Source organism: Polaribacter sp. 2405UD43-2 (assembly GCF_058147125.1).
This window is the reverse complement of sequence record NZ_JBYVJX010000001.1, coordinates 179799-199714: the sequence shown is the minus strand read 5'-3', so window position 1 is coordinate 199714 and position 19916 is coordinate 179799. Positions and strand designations below refer to the sequence as shown.

Sequence of the window (19916 nt, the reverse complement as noted above, 5' to 3'; positions counted from 1 at the left end):
TATCATTTTTGATAAGGCTTTTTTTATATGCATTTTTTTAACAAACGTAAAAAAGAATTCAAAATTTTTATACCTCAATTAATAATGAAAAATAAATATCTTTGCATCTATAAATATTTATAATGCTAAAGAGAATTCCTAATTATATTAAATACATTTTTATAAATGTTTTTTTACTTTTTATATATTGTTTTACTTTTAGAATTCTTTTTTACCTTCTCTTTGCTCAATTAGAAAATGCTTCAGCAACAGAAATTCAAAGAGCTTTTTGGTTGGGTATTCGTTTTGATATTAAACTTGCAGTAATTACTTTTTTTCCATTAGCAATTTTAATTTTAATTGTTAACTATCGGTTTTTTCAAAAGAAATTTTACAAGAAAATTGCAAATACTTATTTAGTAGTCGCCTATTTAATTCTTGTATTATTTTATCTTTTCGATTTTGGTTACTATGATTATTTGAGTATTCGTTTAGATGCTTCTTCTCTTCGATTTTTGAGTAATTTAAAAATATCTGGTCAAGTTTTAGTTGAAAGTTATCCTATTTACAAGGGAATATTTGGAATTATAGTTCTTTGTTATTTTATTTTTAGACTTTCTAAATTTGTATATAATAAGTTTTCTAATGAGCATAAAACCATATCAAAAAAACTAAAAGTTGTCTATTTTATTGGTGCAATTTTACTTTTATCTTACGGAATTTATAATAGTATAACACATTATCCTTTGCGCTGGAGCGAAGCTTTTTTTTCTAAAAAGAACGCAGTAAATCAGTTTGCTTTGAATCCTGTTTTATATTTTTTCGACAGTTTTGCATATCGAAGTGAAGGTGTTAATATGAGTGAATTCAAAAAATATTATCCAATAATTGCAAAACATTTAAACTTGTCAAAAGACAAAGTTTCTTTTGAGAGAAAAGTTGTTTTTGATGCTACTTTTACAAAAAAACCAAATGTGGTAATTGTAATGATGGAATCTGTTGGAGTAAAACCAATGAGTTTATACGGAAATCCTATAAACACTACTCCTAAAATGGATGCTATTATTAAAAACAGCTTGAGTTTTTCTAATTTTTATGTTCATAAATCGGGTACAGCAGCAAGTGTTTTTGCAAGCGTTACTGGTTTGCCAGATGTCGAAAACGTGAGAACAGCATCTAGAAATCCTTTGATACAAGATCAGCGAATTATTTTTGATCAGTTTAATGGTTACGAAAAGTTGTATTTTTTAGGAGGAAGTGCAAATTGGGCAAATATTAGAAGTGTTTTTCAATCGAATATTAACGGACTAAAAATATTTGAAGAAGGTAGTTATCAAACAGAAAAAAGAGCCGATGTTTGGGGGATTGATGATTATGAACTGTTTAAAGAATCTAACAAAGTATTAGAAAAATTATCTAAAGAAGATAAACCGTTTATAGCTTACATTCAAACGGCTTCAAATCATATTCCGTTTACAGTTCCAGACAAAAAGGAAAGTTTTACTCCTTTAAAAGAGGATGAAATTGATGATTCTTTGTTAGAAAAATCGGGCTTTAAATCTATTGCGCAGTTAAATGCATTAAGATATTTAGATTTTAATATTGATAAATTCTTACATAGAGCAAAAAAGTCTGGATATTATGACAATACTATTTTTGTGTTTTTTGGCGATCATAATACTGCTATGAAAAGAACTGAAAACTACACCAAAGAATACGATTTAAATATTGAATTACAACACGTTCCATTTTTTATTCACGGACCTAAATTTGTGAAGCCAGCAACAATTACCAAAAATGGAAAATTAATAGACTTGTTTCCTACAGTAGCTAGTTTAGCCAAAATTAATCATACAAATTATACACTTGGTAATAATTTATTAGATACGATTCCTAATAAAACTACATCATTTATTTATCATATGTTTAATGGAGAGCTGGCTGTTGGTTTAATAAAAGACAGCTTATTTTACTCAAAAACAAACATTAGTAATACTGCTGGATTGTATAATTTAAAAACAAAAAGCATAACAGATATTAAAGAAAATTATCCTTTAACAACAAAGAAAATGGATAGTTTATTGAGTGCTTTTTATCATTCAACAAAATATTTATATTTTAACAATAAAAAAACTAAGTAAAGAGTTTTTTATCAATCTTTTTAAAGAGGATAAAGTAAAGATTTGCTAAAATGGTTCCTATTAAAATTCCTACTAAAATATCTATAGGAAAATGTACGCCTAAATACAATCTGCTGTAAGCAAAAATTAATGGAAACAATAAAATAAAGGTGATATACTTGTATTTATCTTTTAACAATAACATTACATAAACTGCAAAAAATGTTGATGTTGTTGCGTGACCAGACATAAAACTATAACTCTGAGGATTGATAAAAGTTCTTAATAAATGTTTAATTTCTGGATCGTTATTAGGTCTTAAACGTTGAAAAGAGTTTTTTATAAAGTTTGTAAACTGATCAGAAAAAGCAACTAATATAATCATTGATAGAATCATAAACCCTCCACGTTTCCATCCAAAAGATTTAATGATAAGGTAAAAAACAAAAATAAACAATGGACTCCAATATAATTGGTTAGTAATTACCAACCAAATTGGATCCCATTGTTCATTTCCTAAATTATTTAAGAAAACAAGAAGGTTTTTATCAATTTGTATCAAATCTTCTAACAAATTATTTATCTACTTTTAGTACTTCAATTTCAAAAACTAAATCTGCTTTTTTAGGAAAAGGTCCATACGCATCTTCTCCATAAGCTATATAATATGGAATAAATAATCTTGCTTTTTCTCCTTTTCTAAGAGATAACAAGCCTTCTTTAAACCCAGCAATCATTGGTCTTTGAGGGTCATTTATTTTAAAAGTAAAGGGTTTGCCATTAATATCTTTTGTAGATTGAATTTTTTTACCATCAGAAACATACAATGTATAATTTATTGTAGTGGGTTTGTTTTCATCCACTTTTTTTCCTGAAGGATTATTTTTAAGCTTTAAAATTCTTAAACCAGATGCCGTTTTTTTAGCTTTTGCAACATTCATTTTGCCTAAAAACTTCTCCTTATCTACCAAATACTGAGTGTATCTAGCTTTGTCTGCTTCTAATTCTGCTGCTTTTCTATCTTTTTCTGATACTGCAAATTTTTCTAACTCTTTATCAAAAACTTCACTTGCATTAAAAGCATTTGCTTTATCGCCCACTTTTAAAATATTGATAGATATAATTGTATCGTTCTGAACAATTTTGTTAACAACAGCCATTCTTACAGAATCTTTAGCTTTTTGTAGTTGCAAAGAATCTTTAATTTTTAATTTTAAAGCTTCTAATTCTGTAGGATTTACAATTGTTTTTCCAAAAACAGAATGCTTACCATCTAAATGAGGAATGGGTCTGTGAGTAACAAAAAACTGACTATTATTTGTTGTAGGCCCACCATTTGCCATAGAAAGAATTCCTTTATCATTGTGTCTATACAACAAATCTCCATTTTCTTTTTTTGGAAATTCATCACCAAAAACATAACCAGGATTTTTTCTACCATCAGCAGTAAAACCTCCTCCTTGAATTACAAAATTAGGTACAACTCTATGAAAAATAAGTCCTTCATAAAAGTTTTTTCCTTTTAAAGAATCTGCCAATTTAGAATTTGTACCTTCAGACAAAGAAACAAAGTTTGCAACCGTCATTGGTACTTTATCAGCATACAGTTCTAATAAAATATCACCTTTGTTCGTTTGAATTTCTGCATACAATCCATCTTTTAAACCTTCATATTTTTCTGGTTTACAAGATGTTAATATGCTAACAGAAAGTACAAAATACAAAAATTTCTTCATTCAATTATTTTTTGATTTCTAATATTTCAACTTCAAAAACTAAAGTAGAAAAAGGTAAAATAAGTTGTCCTCTTTGTTGTGCTCCATATCCTATTTCTTGCGGAATAAAGAATTTATATTTAGAACCTTTTTTCATTAAAGTTAAACCTTCATTAAACCCTGCAATAAATTGATTAGCAGTAGCTTCGTAAGGTTTGTTTTTATCTACAGTACTGTCAAAAACTTTACCATCTATTGTAGTTCCATGGTAATGAATTTTAATTTTATCAGTCGGTTTTACTAAAGGTCCTTTACCTTCTTTTAGAACAATATATTGCAAACCACTTGCAGTAGTTTTTACACCTTTAGCTGTTTTATTTTTTGCCAAAAATTCTTCTCCTGCTTTTTTAATATGACCAAACTTAACTTCAGCTTCTTTAGCGGCTTTTTCTTGTTGCTCTTTCATTTTAGCCATTTGTTTCTTTTGGAAATAAGGATTTAAAATTTGCTGAATATCTTTAATATTTAATAACAAATTTGTAGAATCTACACCGTTTTTGATTGCCTGAATTAAAACATCTTTATTTACTTCAGAAAAACCAGCTCTTAATTGACCCGCCATAGATAAGCCTACAGCATAACTTACTGAATCTATTTCGGTTTCTAAAGATTTTACTTCTTTTACTTGGTTTCCGCAAGAAAACATAGATGCTACAATTGTTACTGCTAAAATGTTTTTTATAATTTTCATTTTTTTGATTGTTTATTTAATTTTTATTAATGTTACTGTACTTTTTATTGATTGATTGATTCCTATTTTATGACCATCACCTGTAATACCAAAGGCTTTGTATGATGGAATGACAAATGTAATGGTTTCTCCTTCTTTCATCAACTTTATTCCTGATTGTAATGCAGAAATAAAATCTTCTTGGTCAATTTTATATGTTTTTTCTCCTAATTCTTGTTTGCTATAAATAACAACATCGTTTAAATTTGATATATTGTATGTTAGTGTAACAACATCACCAGATTTTGGAGTTGGTTTCTCTTCATTAATTTTGTTGATGTAAGTGTACCAAAATCCGTTTGGAGAAACTAGATAATTTCTTGTAGTATCTTTTTTTATTAGATTGATAATTTTATCATCTTCAACCTTATTAATTTTTTTAGATTCTTTAATTGTTTCTTTAAAGATAGTGGTTGATGGTTTAGGAGCAATAGGTCTTCTTGGTTCTACTTTAGTGCAACCAATTATTAAAAAACCACAAAAAATTAAAATGCTAATTTTCATAAGATGCTTGTAATTCTTCTTGATATTCAGGTAAAAGTGATGTAAACTTGGTTACTGTTTTTTCTATTGATAATTCTGATTTTCCGCCAGCAGCATTATCATGTCCTCCTCCATTAAAATGATTTCTTGCAAATTGATTTACAGAAAACTTACCTTTAGAGCGAAAAGATATTTTTACAATTCCTTGTTCTTTATCTTCAATAAAAATGGCTGCAAACACAATTCCTTTTAAAGAAAGTGCATAATTTACAACACCTTCTGTATCTCCTTTCTGAAAATCGAAACGTTTTTTTTCTGCTGTTGTTAAAGTAATGTAAGCGGTTTTGTAAGAAGGTAAAATTTGTAAATTACTTAATGCCTGACCTAGCAAAAGCAGTCTATTGTATGAATTACAATCGTATACGCTGTTATGAATTTTATCATTCTCTGCGCCTTTATCAATTAAATCTGCAATAATTCTGTGCGTTTTACTAGTTGTTGAGCGAAATCTGAAAGAACCTGTATCTGTCATAATTCCTGTGTACAAACAAGTAGCAATATCTGCATCTATCAAATTTAAATCATTATTCATTTCAATAAATTGATACACCATTTGGCAAGTAGAGCAAATCTCAACATCAGAATACATATATTTTACATCATCTGGTTGCTGATGATGGTCTATCATTGCAAAATCGTTCGGATATTGTTCTAACGTATTTTGCATATCAGAACCAACTCTGTGTAAAGCATTAAAATCTAGCAAAAAGATAATCTCAGCGTTTTTTATAACTCTTTGAGATTGAGTGTTTTGCCAATCAAAACGATAGGTAGTTTTAGAACCTGGCAACCAATGCAAAAACTCAGGATATTCATTTGGTACAACTACTGTAGCCTTATGTCCTTTTTTATCTAAATACAATTTTAAAGCCAAAGTAGACCCCATTGCATCTCCATCAGGATTTCTATGACCTACAATTACAATATTTCTTGGTTTTGCAAGAAAGCTTTTTAACTCGTTAAATCCTTTTAAAATCATAAGTGGCGAATATACAATTTAATTAAAAAAATTATGTAATTTCGCGCCAAATTTGTGAACAGTTTCACATTCATTAATAAGAAATTTAAAAGTCAATAAAATGGCAACAAATAGAACATTTACTATGCTTAAACCAGATGCTGTAGAAAACGGACATACTGGTGCAATTTTAGAAAAAATTAACGCTGCAGGTTTTAGAATTGTAGCAATGAAAAAAACTCAAATGACAAAAAATGATGCTGAAACTTTTTATGCTGTGCACAATGAGCGTCCGTTTTTTGAAGAACTAGTTGCCTTTATGACAAGAGGACCAATTGTTGCTGCTATCTTAGAAAAAGATAACGCTGTAGAAGATTTTAGAACTTTAATTGGTGCTACAAATCCTGCGGATGCTGCAGAAGGAACTATTAGAAAATTATACGCAACTTCTATGGGAGAAAATGCTGTACACGGTTCTGATTCTGATGAAAACGCAGCAATTGAAGGAAACTTTCACTTTTCTGGAAGAGAGCAATTTTAACACAAAATTAAGCTCAGTATAAAAAAGAATTTTAGAAATTCTTAGTCTAAAATATATTTGATAAAACTCGCAACGAAAGTTGTGAGTTTTTTTGTTTAATTCTCAAAAACTAAACCAACATCAATTTAGAAATAACCTCACTACCCAATTCTTCGTTTAGCAATTTAATTATTTTCTCTTTTCCATAACTTAATTCTTCGCGTAAAACTGAAGATGACAGTTGAATAATTAAAGTTTTGTTTTGCAACCTTACTGAAGTTGTATGTGTAGCAACTCCTGGTCCCATCATTTTTGTCCAAGTTTCTTCAACTTTAATTTTTTGCATCCCTTTACTCAAATTATTTTCTTTGATAAAGGATTTCATTAAATCTTGAATCGAAAAAGAATCGTTTTCTCTTTTTGCCATTTTAATTTAGATTATTAGATGTTTAGATTATTGGATACTTTTAACTTTAAACTTTTAAACTAAATAAAATACTATAATTTAAAAATTTGATAAGAAGATTTACTTTCTTTAATTATATTTTCTGTTCTTTCAGAATGTGTATCTGTGATAAAAATTTGGCCAAATTCATCATTATTAACTAGATTGATAATTTGAGAAACCCTGTTTTCATCTAATTTATCAAAAATATCATCCAATAATAATATAGGAGTTATTTTTGATTGCTCTTTAATAAACTCAAACTGAGCCAATTTTAAAGCAATTAAATACGATTTTTGCTGCCCTTGAGAACCAAACTTTTTTATAGGATATGCGCCTATTTCAAAACTCAAATCATCTTTATGAATTCCGGATGTAGTATACTGAATAATTTTATCCTTCTCTAAATATTTCTGCAATAAATCCGTAATTAAAAAATCGTGTAACTGACTCTTATACTTTAAATTAACACGCTCTTTATCGCCAGAAATTATTTGATATTTTTTATTAAAAATAGGAATAAACTTCTCTAAAAACTCTTTTCTAACCTCATAAATTCTTGATCCATATACAGATAGTTGTTCATCATAAATCTCCAAGTTTGAAGTGTCAAAGACGCGATTTGCTGCAAAATATTTTAACAAGGCATTTCTTTGAGAAAGCACCTTATTATAAGCAATTAAATCTTGTAAATACGCTTTATTTTGTTGCGATATTACGCCATCTATAAACTTTCTTCTTGTATCACTACCTTCTGTAACCAAATCTCTATCCGCAGGCGAAATAATTACCAACGGAATTTGCCCTATGTGTTCAGAAAACTTTTCATAGCTTTTTCCATTTCGTTTTAAAACTTTCTTCTGTCCTTTTTTTAAACTGCAGAGTATTTTTTCATTTCTATCATTTAAAATGTAATCGCCTTCAATCATAAAAAACCCTTCTCCGTGTCTAATATTCTGAACAGCAACCGAATTAAAATAACTTTTTGCAAAAGACAAGTAATAAATGGCATCTAAAACATTGGTTTTACCAACACCATTATTACCCACAAAACAATTTATTTTCTCCTGAAAATCAAAAGATTGCGATTCAATATTTTTAAAATTAACTAAAGAAATTTTCTGTAAATGCATCAATAATAAAAGGTCTTAGAAATGAATTGCAAATTATTGAAAATTTTGCGAATTATCCGCTTTTAAAATCCAATTAAAAAAACTATTTTTGTCGGCACTAATTTTTAAGGAAAGATGGCAACATACAAGAAGAGAGGATACAAACCAAAAAATAATAAAGAACAACAACAAGCAGAGCAAATAGATAGCACAACTGCAGAAGTTTTTAACACTTTAGATGAAACTGCTTCTAAATCAGAGCAATGGATTGAGAAAAACAGCAAACCATTATTTTATGCACTTATAGCAATTGTTGTAATCTTTTTAGCTTATTTAGGTTACAATAAATACATAGTAGAACCAAATGAGTTAGAAGCTTCTAACGAATTAGCTTTTCCAAGAAAATATTTTGACGAAGCTGCAACAGCTGGTTCTGGTATAGATTCTTTGTTAACTTTAGGTTTAGAAGGTGCAGATGGTAAATATGGTTTTATAGATATTGCAGATTCTTATAGCGGAACAGATGCAGGAAATTTAGCAAACTATTATGCAGGTGTTTCTTATTTACAAATGAAGAAATATGACAAAGCAATAGAATATTTAAGCAAGTTTAATTCTGATGATGAAATGTTAGGACCTGTTTCTTTAGGTGCTATTGGTGATGCTTTTGCAGACATTAACCAACTAGAAGACGCTTTAGATTACTATGAAAAAGCAGCTAACAAAAAAGATAATACTTTTACAACTCCATTATATTTATTTAAAGCAGGGCAAATTGCCTTAGAGTTAAAGAAGTTTAGCAAAGCAGAAGCATTATTTACTAAGATTAAAGAAAATTATTCTAAATCTGACCAAGGTAGAAATATAGAAAAATTTATTGCTGCTGCTAAATATGCAAAAAAATAGTTTTAAGTTATAAATGTTGAGTTTATTTTTCAACTTTGAAACTTTGAAACTTTGAAACTAAAAGAATGGCAACAACCAATTTATCTTATTACGATAAAACAACCATCCCAAATGCGAAATCTTTTCGATTTGGGATTGTTGTTTCAGAATGGAATCCTGAAATCACAAAAAACTTACACAAAGGTGCAATAGATACTTTAATTGATTGTGGAGCAAACAAAGAAAACATAATTTCTTGGGATGTTCCTGGTAGTTTTGAGTTGGTCTATGGTTGTAAAAAAATGATTCAATCGCAACAAGTTGATGCAATTATTGCTGTTGGAAACGTAATACAAGGAGAAACAAAACATTTCGATTTTGTTTGCCAAGGCGTTACTCAAGGTATTGTAGATTTAAACACTAAATACAATGTTCCAGTAATTTTCTGTGTTTTAACAGACAATACAAAACAACAATCTTTAGATAGATCTGGAGGGAAATTAGGAAACAAAGGAATTGAATGCGCTGTTGCAGCAGTTAAAATGGCTGCGCTTAAAAATATAGGTAAGCCTTCTGAAAGTATTGGTTTTTAAAAACCATTTCTTTAAAAATTAAGAATACTTTTAACATCAATATTTGAGAAATCCTTTTTATTTCTTTAAATTTGAAATGGGTATACAATTGGTATAATCATTGATTTCTTCTTAATCAATACAAACCAATTAAATTTTAATTATGGGATTTTTAAAAAGAACACACAAACAATTTGACTATAAACCTCGCTACTATAAAGGAGAGGGAAATCCTTTTAAAATAGAACACAAATTAGATAAATTTAGAACTACTGCAGGTAAAAACAAAGGATTTAAAGCTAAAATTAATAATGCAATAGAAGATTTAAAAAACTCAGACAAAAGTGTAAACAAAACACTTTTAATTATCATCGCAATTTTAGTACTTATCTTTTTGTACATTATAGATTTCGATTTATCTATTTTCAAAAGAAATTAATGTCAGATATTATTCAACTGTTACCAGATCATGTAGCAAACCAAATTGCAGCAGGAGAAGTTGTACAAAGACCTGCTTCTGTAGTTAAAGAATTGCTAGAAAATGCTATTGATGCTGGTGCAACAAACATAAAATTATTATTAAAAGATGCTGGTAAAACGTTAATTCAGGTAATTGATGACGGAATAGGAATGAGTGCTACAGATGCAAGAATGTCTTTTGAACGCCATGCCACATCTAAAATACAAAAAGCAGAAGACCTTTTTAATTTATGTACCAAAGGTTTTCGAGGAGAAGCCTTAGCCTCTATTGCTGCCATTGCACACGTAGAATTAAAAACAAAGCAAGAAAACGAAGATTTAGGAACGCGTATAAAAATTGAAGGAAGTAAAATTATTTCGCAAGATTTTATTTCTACAGGAAAAGGAACAAGTTTAGCAGTAAAGAATTTATTTTATAACATTCCTGCCAGAAGAAACTTTTTAAAATCAGATACTGTAGAAACACGCCATATTATAGATGAATTTCAGAGAGTTGCTTTAGCGCATCCAAATATTTGTTTCTTATTACATCATAATAATAATGAGGTTTATCATTTAAAAAACAGCAATTTAAGAAAAAGAATCGTTAGTATTTTTGGTGCTAAAATGAACGAAAAATTGGTTCCTATTAACGAACAAACAGATATTTTAACCATAGAAGGTTTTGTGGCAAAACCAGCATTTGCAAAAAGAAAGCGCGGAGAACAATTCTTTTTTGTAAATAATCGTTTTATTAAAAGTTCGTATTTAAATCATGCCGTTGTAAATGCATTTGATGGTTTGTTAGAACAAGGAGCGCATCCCTCCTATTTTTTATATTTAAAAGTACCCACAAACACCATAGACATTAATATTCATCCAACAAAAACAGAGATAAAATTTGACAACGAAAAAGCTTTGTATGCAATGTTAAGAGCTACTGTAAAACACAGTTTAGGGCAGTATAATGTGGCACCTGTATTAGATTTTAATAGAGATGCAAACTTAGATACTCCTTATTATTTTAATAAAAAAACAGTTACTGCTAAAGTTCCAAAAATTTCTGTTGACCCCAATTTTAATCCTTTTAAAGAGGATGATAAAATTGTTTCACAATCAACTTACAAACCTCAAAAACAAACTGAAAGTTGGGAGTCTTTATATACTTCTGTTACAGTAGAAACTGAGCCAAAACAAGAAGAATTATTTGACAATCAACAAGAAATAAAAACACAAAAAACGTTTCAAATTCAGCGTAAATATTTGTTGAGTTCTATAAAATCTGGAGCTGTTTTAATCAATCAATCTTTGGCACATCAACGTATTTTATACGAAGATTTTTTAGAAAGTATTACCGTAAAAGAAGCCAACAGTCAGCAATTATTATTTCCTGTAAAAATATCGTTTTCATCCGCAGAAATAGAAATGATATATACTATAAAATCTGAATTAGAAAATGCTGGTTTTTCTTTTGATGAATTTACCAAAGATAGTGTTACAATAAAAGGAATTCCGGTTTCTGTTACAGAAAGTAAAATAACTATTATTTTAGAAGAACTGTTAAATGATATGAATTTAGAAGTGCCAGATGCAAGTTTTAGTCATTTTGATGTGATGGCAAAATCGTTTGCAAAAACATTATCTATAAAAACGGGCACACAACTTTCTGAAAAAGAGCAAGAAGCTTTAGTAAACAATTTGTTTTCTTGTAAAGCCCCAACTGTTTCTCCTTTTGGAAAACCAACTTTTAAAACATTAACTTTAAACGAAATTGATAATCTATTTAACAGTTAAAAATGCAAAGAATAACAGAATCAGTCAAGCACTTAATAATAATAAATGTTATATTTTATATAGCTACTTATTACTTATTTGATAGTAGGTTATTAATAAAATTATTTTCTCTTTTTTCAACTGAAAGCCCTCACTTTAGGTATTGGCAATTGGTCACATCTATGTTTATGCATGGAAGTTTTATACATATTGCTTTTAATATGTTTTCACTATGGATGTTTGGAAGTGCACTTGAGAGTGTTTGGGGAAGAAAAAAGTTTTTGTCTTTTTATTTTTTAACTGGAATTGGTTCAGCTGGACTTTATATTTTTATTAAATACTTACAAATTCAATATACTATAGATAATTATTCAGCAGGTGAAATAGATTTAATTTTAAAGGAAGGATCTGAAATAATACTAAACAATAAAAACTATGCTAACGAAAACCTAGGAAGTTTAAATTCATTAATAAATACTCCTACTCTTGGAGCATCAGGAGCAATAGCAGGATTATTAATGGCTTTTGGTATATTATTTCCAAATGTTGAGTTAATGATGATTTTTTTACCTATCCCAATAAAAGCAAAGTATTTTATCCCGTTATTAATTATTTATGAGTTATCAATGGAAATTGCAGGTTTTTCATGGGACAATATTGCTCACTTAGGACATTTAAGTGGTATGATTATAGGGTATATTTTAATAAAATCTTGGAAAAAAAATCAATTTAAAAGGTACAATTAATGAGTTTTTTTGATGATATAAAATCTCGCTATAAAAGCGGTAATATTGTAGAAAAACTCATCTACATTAACATTGCTATTTTTGTTTTATCGCTCTTAATTTCTGTATTTTCTGGATTGTACAAAAATGAAACTAATTTTATTTTTGAATGGTTTTCTTTAGATGATAATTTTACATCATTATTTTCTAAACCTTGGACCATTATTACTTACGGTTTTTTACATGCTGGCTTTTTACACATCCTTTTAAATTTAATTGCATTGTATTTTATTGGCAACTTATTTATAGAATACTTTACTCAAAAACAGTTATTGAGTTTTTATCTTATCGGAACTTTTTTTGGCGGACTTTTATTTCTTTTAAGTCATAATTATTTTCCGCTATTTGCTGGTCAAACATCAATATTAGTTGGGGCATCTGCTGGTATTTCTGCCATTTTTATTGGTGTTGCAACTTACATACCTAACTATCAATTAAAATTACGTTTTATTGGTTTTGTAAAATTGTGGCATTTAGCTGCCATTTGGGTATTATTTGATGTTTTAGGTTTAATTGGTAATAATGCAGGCGGACATTTTGCACATTTAGGTGGCGCATTATTTGGTTTTTTATATGTAAACAAAGCTTCTAACAAAGAAATAAAAATTTGGGATAAATTAGCTTCCTTTTTTTCATCAAAAAAGAAACCGTTAAAAACGGTTTATAAATCGTCAAAAAAAACGAGTAAAACCAATAATAATTCGTCTTTAAACCAACAAGAAATAGATAAAATTTTAGATAAAATAAGTAAATCTGGTTACGATACTTTAACTAAAACAGAAAAAGAATTTTTGTTTAAACAAGGCAAAAAATAGTATGAAAAAATTATCTTTTTTTGATAAAATTTTATATCTAATAAATTCTTTGTTAGCTACATTGCTATTATTATCTTATTTGTTGCCTTATGTTTCTCCAAAAACAATTCCGCTTTTTGCTATTTTAAGTTTATTTGTTCCTATTTTATTAATCTTAAATTTAGCTTTCTTAATTTATTGGCTCATTAAACTAAAAAAACAGTTCTTTTTATCATTTATTGTACTTTTAATTGGTTGGTTTTTTACAACATCATTCTATAAATTTTATAAAAAAAATACGGCTTTAAATGATGATTTAAAAGTGTTAAGTTACAATGTTAGAATGTTTAATCATTGGAAATGGAGAGCAGAAAAAGACATTGATAAGAAAATTTTATCTTTTTTTGATGAGCAAACTGCCGATGTTATTTGCCTTCAAGAAAATATGTTATTACCAAAATATACTTTAAAATATCCTTATAAATACATAAAAAAAAGATATGCAAAAGGAAGATTTGGAATGGCAATTTATTCTAAATTTCCTATTATTAATAGAGGTTTTATAAAATTACCAGAATCATCTAACGAAATAATTTTTGCAGATATTGTTAGAAAAAATGATACCATAAGAGTTTACAATTTGCATTTACAATCTTTAAGCATATCACCTGAAAAAGAAAATTTTGGACAAGAAAATTCAGAAAAATTAATCAATACTTTAAAAATAAACTTTAAAAAACAAGTAACACAAACAGAATTGTTTTTAGCACATGAAAAACAATGGAAAGGAAAAAAAATAATTTGCGGAGACTTTAATAACACTGCTTATTCTTGGGTGTATAATCAAATATCAGAAAACAAAAAAGATGCTTTTTTAGAAGCTGGTAAAGGTTTTGGTAAAACATTTCATTATTGGTTTCCTATGAGAATAGATTTTATTTTTACAGATAATAATGCAACTATTAATCTATTTACATCATTTTCTGAAGATTATTCTGACCATTATCCTATTTCTGCAAGAATAAATTGGGTAGATTAATTATGCGTGATGCTTTTGATCATTTAATTGTAAAAAAAGCAAAAGATTTCGGAGTAACATTATTAGAAAATAATACTCTAAAAAATATGAGTTTTATTGATAATAAAGCTATTTTAACTACTTCTCAAGAAAATATTGCTGCAGATTTTGTTATTGCTGTAGATGGCGTTTTAAGTCCGACTGCAAAAATGGCGGGTTGGAAAAAAGATACCAGAAACTTAATTCCGGCTCTAGAATATGAAGTAGAAGTTTCTGAAGAAGATTTTGAACGCTTATCGAAACAAGTTCGTTTTGATATTGATGCAGTTCCTTATGGATATGGCTGGTCTTTTCCCAAGAAAAACCATTTATCTTTAGGAGTTTTAACCACAAAAAAGAGAAAAATAAATTTAAAAGAGTATTATAAAAAGTATTTAAAAACGCTTGGTATTAAAGAAATTATAAATGAACAAGCTCACGGATTTCAAATACCTGTTGCACCAAGAACAGATGGTTTTGTAAAACAAAACGTTTTTTTAATTGGTGATGCTTCCGGATTTGCAGACCCCATAACAGCAGAAGGAATTTCTAATGCAATTTTAAGTGGTAAATATGTGGCAGAAGCAATTATAGAAAGTAATTTAGATAGAGATATTGCCAAGAAAAAATATATAGAAAAACTCAATATAAAATTATTATATGAATTAAAATCTGGAGTAACTTTGTCTAAGTATTTTTACAACAATAATTCTCTTAGAAATTTTATTCTAAAAAAACACGGTCAAAAATTTAGCGATTTAATGGTAGATATTCTGCACGGAGACAAGCCTTTTCCAACAAACATATCAGAAAAATTAAAAGCAAAAATTAAAGAGAAATTATTTTAATTATTTCTGAAAACCATATTCGCGTTCTACTTTACAAATACGCAACTGGTATTTTTTATACCATTTTTCTCTTCCTAAATTTCTGGCTGCTGTATGCTCAACATTGTTTTTCCAAAGCACAATATCGCCTAAAGTTTGCCAATAAGAAACAGTTATTCCTAAATCATTTCTAGCAGATTCTATACCTAAAAAACCCTTTTGTTGTTTAGCTAATTGTTCCATTTTTTCTGCCATTTGTAAATAACCTTCTAAGTTTTCTGATACAATTGTTGTAAAAATAACAGCATAATAAGGTGGTTTTAAATTATCTACAATCATAAATATAATTGGTATTTAATTTCTTGTTGATTTTCATCATTCATAAATTTATCAATAATTTTAAAATTATTTTTCTCTAAAACCCTAGCAGAAGCAAGATTTTTATCAACCACATAACTAACTAATTTTTTAAGTCCAATTTGTTTACAATAAGAAATAGTGCCTTTACATAGTTCAGATGCATAACCATTATTCCAAAATTCTTCTAAAAAACGATAGCCAATTTCATCATCATTTTTATCTTTTACCAAAGCAACAGTTCCAATAAATTGAGCATCTTCTTTTTTGTCTATTGCGTAAATCCAAAAATCATTTTTTGGTTGATGGTATTTAGAAATTAAATCTTTTAATTCTAACAAATGATTTTCTTTTGTATTAACCTCTCCATCAACATATTGCATCACTTTAAAATTACTTTGCATTTTATGGTAAGCCTCTAAATCATTAATAGTTAACCTTCTAATTATTAACCTTTCTGTTTCAAAAATCATCAAAATAATATTGTAAATTTGCAATCTTTAAAATTACATAAATGATTGCAGAAAAAAAAGTGGCTTTTTACACATTAGGCTGTAAATTAAACTTCTCAGAAACCTCTACTATAGCTCGTAATTTCACAAACGAAGGCTTTAGCAGAGTTAATTTTGAAGACAAAGCAGATGTCTATATAATTAACACTTGTTCGGTTACAGATAATGCTGACAAACGTTTTAAAACCATTGTTAAAAATGCTTTGAAAAAAAATGAAGATGCTTTTTTAATTGCTGTTGGATGTTATGCGCAACTAAAACCAGAAGAATTAGCTGCTGTAGATGGTGTAGATTTAGTGCTTGGGGCTACTGAAAAATTTAATGTTACAAGCTACATAAACGATTTAACCAAAAATGATATTGGCGAGATTCATTCTTGTGAAATTGCGGATGCAGATTCTTATGTAGGTGCCTATTCTATTGGAGATAGAACTCGTGCTTTTTTAAAAGTACAAGATGGTTGCGATTATAAATGTACTTATTGCACCATACCTTTAGCTCGTGGAATTTCTAGATCTGACACCTTAGAAAATGTGATAAATAATGCCAAAGAAATTTCAGAAAAAGAAATTAAAGAAATTGTTTTAACAGGTGTAAATATTGGCGATTATGGTAAAGGTGAATTTGGTAATAAAAAACACGAACACACTTTCTTAGAGTTGGTAAAAGAATTAGATAAAGTTGATGGAATTCACAGACTTAGAATATCGTCTATAGAGCCTAATTTATTAAAGGATGAAACGATTAATTTTGTATCTAAATCAAATTCTTTTGTACCGCATTTTCATATACCATTGCAATCTGGTAGCGATGAATTATTAAAGAAAATGAAACGCAGATATCTGTGTAAAACCTATACAGACAGAGTTTCTAAAATTAAAAAAGTAATGCCAGATGCGTGTATTGGTGTTGATGTAATTGTTGGTTTTCCTGGAGAAACTGACGAACTTTTTTTAGAAACCTACAACTACTTAAATGAGTTAGATATTTCTTATCTACACGTTTTTACCTATTCTGAAAGACCCAATACAGAAGCTGTAGAAATGGATGGAATTGTACCTAAAAAAATAAGAGCAAAACGCAGTAAAATGTTACGAGGTTTGTCTGCAAAAAAAAGACGTTCATTTTATGAAAGTCAGTTAGGAAATACGCTTACAGTTTTGTTTGAAAACGAAAATAAAGAAGGATATATACAAGGTTTTACAGAAAATTATGTAAAAGTAAAAACTACTTGGGATCCCGAATTAATAAATACATTACACACAATAAAATTAATTAAAATTGATGAAGATGGTATCGTTAGATTCGATTTTATCTGATAAAAAACAATGGTTATGAAATATTTCCTTTTAGCTTTCTTTTTAATTGCATTAAGTTGTAATCAGCCAAAAAAAGAAACAAAAAAAACAGTAATTAAAGAAACTAAAAAAGTGGTTACAAAAGAAAAAATTACTATTGATAAAGTAATAGAAAAACCAATTGTAAAAAAAACGCACCAAGACTTTTTGCTAGTTTTAAAGAACCCAAAAAATATTTCTGATGTTAAAAGTTTGATAAAAAACAGCGGTTTAATTTGGAACAACTTAGCTATAGATAAAAACACACTAAAAGTGGCAGCCATAAAAATACCATTAGAAAAAAAAGATTTTTGGGTGGGTAAACTAAAAGAGTCAGATGTTTTTTCATCCATAGAAAAAAACACCAAAACTGTACTAGATTCTATAACTAAAATTGAAGAAAATACTTATGCAAAAATAAGAAAATCAGCTTGTTCTGGAGATTGCTCAGTTTATGAAGTTACTTTATTTAAAAATGGAAAAGTACTTTTTAATGGAATTGAAAATGTTTTGCAAAAAGGAAAACAAGAGTTTTTACTACCTGAAGTTCAATTAAAAAAGATAAAAAATAAATTCGAAAAAGCTGCTTTTGGCACTTATCTCGATAGTTATGTAGATAAATCTTTAATGGATTATCCTAGTACATTTATAACTCATAATGATAAACAGATTGAAATAAAACTCTGGAAAAATGTACCTGATGAATTAGCGTTTGCTTATGAAGCTTTAGAGAATATTTTATTTGAAAAAAAATTAGTAGAATAACTAATGGCAAAAATTCCTATTTACTTTGTGCCTGGCTTGGCGGCTGGTCCTGAAATTTTTGAAAACTTAGAACTTTCTGATGATAAATACGAGTTGCATTATCTAAAATGGAAAAAACCTTTAGCTTTAGAAGAATCTATTTCTAATTACGCTAAGAGATTAAGTGAAGAAATAAAAGTAAAAAAACCTGTACTAATTGGGGTTTCTTTTGGCGGAATAATGGTACAAGAAATGGCAAAATTTGTTAAACCAAGTAACGTTATAATTGTTTCTAGTGTAAAAAATCAAGAAGAATTACCTAAAAAATTTAAAATGGCAAAATTCACAAAAATTTATAAACTTTTTCCAACAAAAGTTGTTGTAAATTTTGAAGAATATACTCAATACTTTTTAGGTAAATCCTTAAAAAAAAGAGCAAAACTTTATAAGAAATACCTTTCTGTTAGAAATGAAAACTATATAAAATGGTCTATTTATAATGTTTTAAAATGGAAACAAGAAATCGCACTAAATAATCTTACTCACATTCACGGAACCAAAGATCATATTTTTCCAATAAAAAACATTAAAAATTGTATAAAAATTGAAGGAGGAAATCATACTATGATTTTAACAAAGGCAAAAAAAATTTCAAATACTATTGATAAAATTTTAACTTGTTAAAACCATAATGTTTTTATACATTTATAGATAAAATTGTTAACATTATGAACAAATCTTTACGAATACTTTCTTTATTAAGTGTTTTAATAGTTACGCTTTTCTTTTTAAATGCTATTAATAAATCTGATGCAGATCCAAAATTAGGTACTTATAAAACTTATAAAATAAAAGCTTTAAAGCTTCCTAATAATTTAAATTTAGCTGGCGAGAGAGTACCATTAGAAAAACCAGATATTAAAGAAAGAATGGACAGAGAGCTTTTGGTAAATACTTATTGGCAATCTAATGGTTTATTATTGATAAAAAGAGCCAACAAATACTTTCCTGTTTTAGAGCCTTTGCTAAAAAAATACGGTTTGCCAGACGATTTTAAGTTTTTAGCCTTAGCAGAAAGTGCTTTTATTGATGAAACTTCTTCTGCTGGTGCAGCAGGAATGTGGCATTTTATGAAAACTACAGGCAAAGAATTTGGTCTTGAAATTAATAAAAATGTAGACGAACGTTATAATATTGAAAAATCTACAGAAGTTGCTGCTGCATATTTAAAAAAAGCTAAAAAACGTTTTGGTAGTTGGACACTAGCTGCAGCTGCATATAACGCAGGAAATTACGGAATTGCAAAAAGATTAAAAATACAGCAAGTAAATAATTATTATGATGCTTTATTACCCGATGAAACAGAAAGATATGTTTTTAGAATAATTGCTTTAAAAGAAGTCATTTCTAATCCTAAAAAATATGGTTTTATGTTTGATAAAGAAGACTTGTATACTTTACCAAAAACAAGAACCATAAAAGTAGATTCAGCAATCACTAATATTGCTTCTTTTGCAAAACAATTTGGTATTACTTATAAAGAATTAAAATTGCACAATTCTTGGTTAAGAGAAAATAAATTGAATAATAAAAGTAGTAAATTGTACGAAATTAAAATACCAATAAAATAGT

General features: G+C 28.0%; 23 protein-coding genes. 14 read left to right on the top strand and 9 right to left on the bottom strand.

What is annotated here, in order from left to right:
- The first annotated feature begins 122 nt into the window (after positions 1-122).
- On the top strand, positions 123-2120 hold the full coding sequence (locus ACY2RX_RS00935) for an LTA synthase family protein (RefSeq protein WP_490102077.1): 1998 nt from the start codon (positions 123-125) through the stop codon (positions 2118-2120).
- On the opposite strand, the gene ACY2RX_RS00930 is transcribed toward ACY2RX_RS00935, so the two are convergent.
- The 5 genes from ACY2RX_RS00930 to ACY2RX_RS00910 are packed head-to-tail and all read right to left on the bottom strand — an operon-like array spanning position 2113 to position 6126.
- Positions 2113-2673: a phosphatase PAP2 family protein gene (locus ACY2RX_RS00930; RefSeq protein WP_490102076.1), complete on the bottom strand. Its 561-nt coding sequence runs from the start codon at positions 2671-2673 to the stop codon at positions 2113-2115. The genes ACY2RX_RS00935 and ACY2RX_RS00930 overlap by 8 nt on opposite strands.
- Before the next feature lies 1 nt (position 2674).
- Complete coding sequence (locus ACY2RX_RS00925; RefSeq protein WP_490102075.1) at positions 2675-3835, bottom strand: peptidylprolyl isomerase; 1161 nt, start codon at positions 3833-3835, stop codon at positions 2675-2677.
- Positions 3836-3839: 4 nt separating this feature from the next.
- On the bottom strand, positions 3840-4565 hold the full coding sequence (locus tag ACY2RX_RS00920; protein WP_490102074.1) for an FKBP-type peptidyl-prolyl cis-trans isomerase: 726 nt from the start codon (positions 4563-4565) through the stop codon (positions 3840-3842).
- Between the two features lie 12 nt (positions 4566-4577).
- Positions 4578-5108, bottom strand: coding sequence for a gliding motility-associated peptidyl-prolyl isomerase GldI (gene gldI / locus ACY2RX_RS00915; RefSeq protein WP_490102073.1), 531 nt, complete (start codon positions 5106-5108; stop codon positions 4578-4580).
- Positions 5098-6126: a DHH family phosphoesterase gene (locus tag ACY2RX_RS00910; protein ID WP_490102072.1), complete on the bottom strand. Its 1029-nt coding sequence runs from the start codon at positions 6124-6126 to the stop codon at positions 5098-5100. The genes gldI and ACY2RX_RS00910 overlap by 11 nt, the downstream gene beginning before the upstream one ends.
- Positions 6127-6226: 100 nt before the next feature.
- On the opposite strand from ACY2RX_RS00910, the gene ACY2RX_RS00905 reads away from it, so the two are divergent.
- Positions 6227-6646 (top strand): nucleoside-diphosphate kinase, encoded by a 420-nt coding sequence (locus ACY2RX_RS00905; RefSeq protein ID WP_490102071.1) that lies wholly within the window; start codon positions 6227-6229, stop codon positions 6644-6646.
- 109 nt (positions 6647-6755) lie between these two features.
- Here ACY2RX_RS00905 and ACY2RX_RS00900 read toward each other — a convergent pair whose 3' ends face one another.
- Together ACY2RX_RS00900 and recF are read right to left on the bottom strand one after the other, a co-directional pair.
- Positions 6756-7052 carry a DciA family protein gene (locus tag ACY2RX_RS00900; protein WP_490102070.1) on the bottom strand — a complete coding sequence of 99 codons (297 nt, stop codon included), beginning with the start codon at positions 7050-7052 and terminating at the stop codon, positions 6756-6758.
- A gap of 71 nt (positions 7053-7123) precedes the next feature.
- Positions 7124-8203: a DNA replication/repair protein RecF gene (gene recF / locus ACY2RX_RS00895; RefSeq protein WP_490102069.1), complete on the bottom strand. Its 1080-nt coding sequence runs from the start codon at positions 8201-8203 to the stop codon at positions 7124-7126.
- Positions 8204-8317: 114 nt separating this feature from the next.
- Between recF and ACY2RX_RS00890 the strand changes: the two genes are divergently transcribed.
- From ACY2RX_RS00890 to ACY2RX_RS00855, 8 genes are all read left to right on the top strand, one after another.
- Complete coding sequence (locus ACY2RX_RS00890; protein ID WP_490102068.1) at positions 8318-9088, top strand: tetratricopeptide repeat protein; 771 nt, start codon at positions 8318-8320, stop codon at positions 9086-9088.
- 65 nt (positions 9089-9153) lie between these two features.
- Positions 9154-9660 (top strand): 6,7-dimethyl-8-ribityllumazine synthase, encoded by a 507-nt coding sequence (gene ribH / locus ACY2RX_RS00885; RefSeq protein WP_490102067.1) that lies wholly within the window; start codon positions 9154-9156, stop codon positions 9658-9660.
- A gap of 142 nt (positions 9661-9802) precedes the next feature.
- Entirely contained in the window at positions 9803-10078 is a 276-nt protein-coding gene (locus ACY2RX_RS00880) for a riboflavin synthase subunit beta (protein WP_490102066.1), read from the top strand.
- Positions 10078-11892 (top strand): DNA mismatch repair endonuclease MutL, encoded by a 1815-nt coding sequence (gene mutL / locus ACY2RX_RS00875; protein ID WP_490102065.1) that lies wholly within the window; start codon positions 10078-10080, stop codon positions 11890-11892. Before ACY2RX_RS00880 ends, mutL begins: the two co-directional genes overlap by 1 nt.
- A gap of 2 nt (positions 11893-11894) precedes the next feature.
- On the top strand, positions 11895-12617 hold the full coding sequence (locus ACY2RX_RS00870) for a rhomboid family intramembrane serine protease (RefSeq protein WP_490102064.1): 723 nt from the start codon (positions 11895-11897) through the stop codon (positions 12615-12617).
- Positions 12617-13471 carry a rhomboid family intramembrane serine protease gene (locus ACY2RX_RS00865; RefSeq protein WP_490102063.1) on the top strand — a complete coding sequence of 285 codons (855 nt, stop codon included), beginning with the start codon at positions 12617-12619 and terminating at the stop codon, positions 13469-13471. Before ACY2RX_RS00870 ends, ACY2RX_RS00865 begins: the two co-directional genes overlap by 1 nt.
- A 1-nt stretch (position 13472) precedes the next feature.
- Complete coding sequence (locus tag ACY2RX_RS00860) at positions 13473-14489, top strand: endonuclease/exonuclease/phosphatase family protein (protein ID WP_490102062.1); 1017 nt, start codon at positions 13473-13475, stop codon at positions 14487-14489.
- Positions 14477-15355, top strand: coding sequence for an FAD-dependent monooxygenase (locus tag ACY2RX_RS00855; RefSeq protein ID WP_490102061.1), 879 nt, complete (start codon positions 14477-14479; stop codon positions 15353-15355). Before ACY2RX_RS00860 ends, ACY2RX_RS00855 begins: the two co-directional genes overlap by 13 nt.
- On the opposite strand, the gene ACY2RX_RS00850 is transcribed toward ACY2RX_RS00855, so the two are convergent.
- Positions 15356-15673 carry an antibiotic biosynthesis monooxygenase family protein gene (locus ACY2RX_RS00850; protein ID WP_490102060.1) on the bottom strand — a complete coding sequence of 106 codons (318 nt, stop codon included), beginning with the start codon at positions 15671-15673 and terminating at the stop codon, positions 15356-15358.
- Entirely contained in the window at positions 15670-16164 is a 495-nt protein-coding gene (locus ACY2RX_RS00845) for a GNAT family N-acetyltransferase (RefSeq protein WP_490102059.1), read from the bottom strand. Before ACY2RX_RS00845 ends, ACY2RX_RS00850 begins: the two co-directional genes overlap by 4 nt.
- 41 nt (positions 16165-16205) lie before the next feature.
- Between ACY2RX_RS00845 and mtaB the strand changes: the two genes are divergently transcribed.
- From mtaB to ACY2RX_RS00825, 4 genes are read left to right on the top strand one after another with little or no spacing between them, the layout of a single operon-like run.
- Positions 16206-17522: a tRNA (N(6)-L-threonylcarbamoyladenosine(37)-C(2))-methylthiotransferase MtaB gene (mtaB, locus tag ACY2RX_RS00840; RefSeq protein ID WP_490102058.1), complete on the top strand. Its 1317-nt coding sequence runs from the start codon at positions 16206-16208 to the stop codon at positions 17520-17522.
- Between the two features lie 15 nt (positions 17523-17537).
- Complete coding sequence (locus ACY2RX_RS00835; protein ID WP_490102057.1) at positions 17538-18305, top strand: DUF6438 domain-containing protein; 768 nt, start codon at positions 17538-17540, stop codon at positions 18303-18305.
- A gap of 3 nt (positions 18306-18308) precedes the next feature.
- Positions 18309-18968, top strand: coding sequence for an alpha/beta hydrolase family protein (locus ACY2RX_RS00830; protein ID WP_490102056.1), 660 nt, complete (start codon positions 18309-18311; stop codon positions 18966-18968).
- Between the two features lie 44 nt (positions 18969-19012).
- Positions 19013-19915, top strand: a complete 903-nt coding sequence (locus ACY2RX_RS00825) for a lytic transglycosylase domain-containing protein (protein ID WP_490102055.1) — start codon at positions 19013-19015, stop codon at positions 19913-19915.
- The last annotated feature ends 1 nt before the right edge of the window (position 19916 follow it).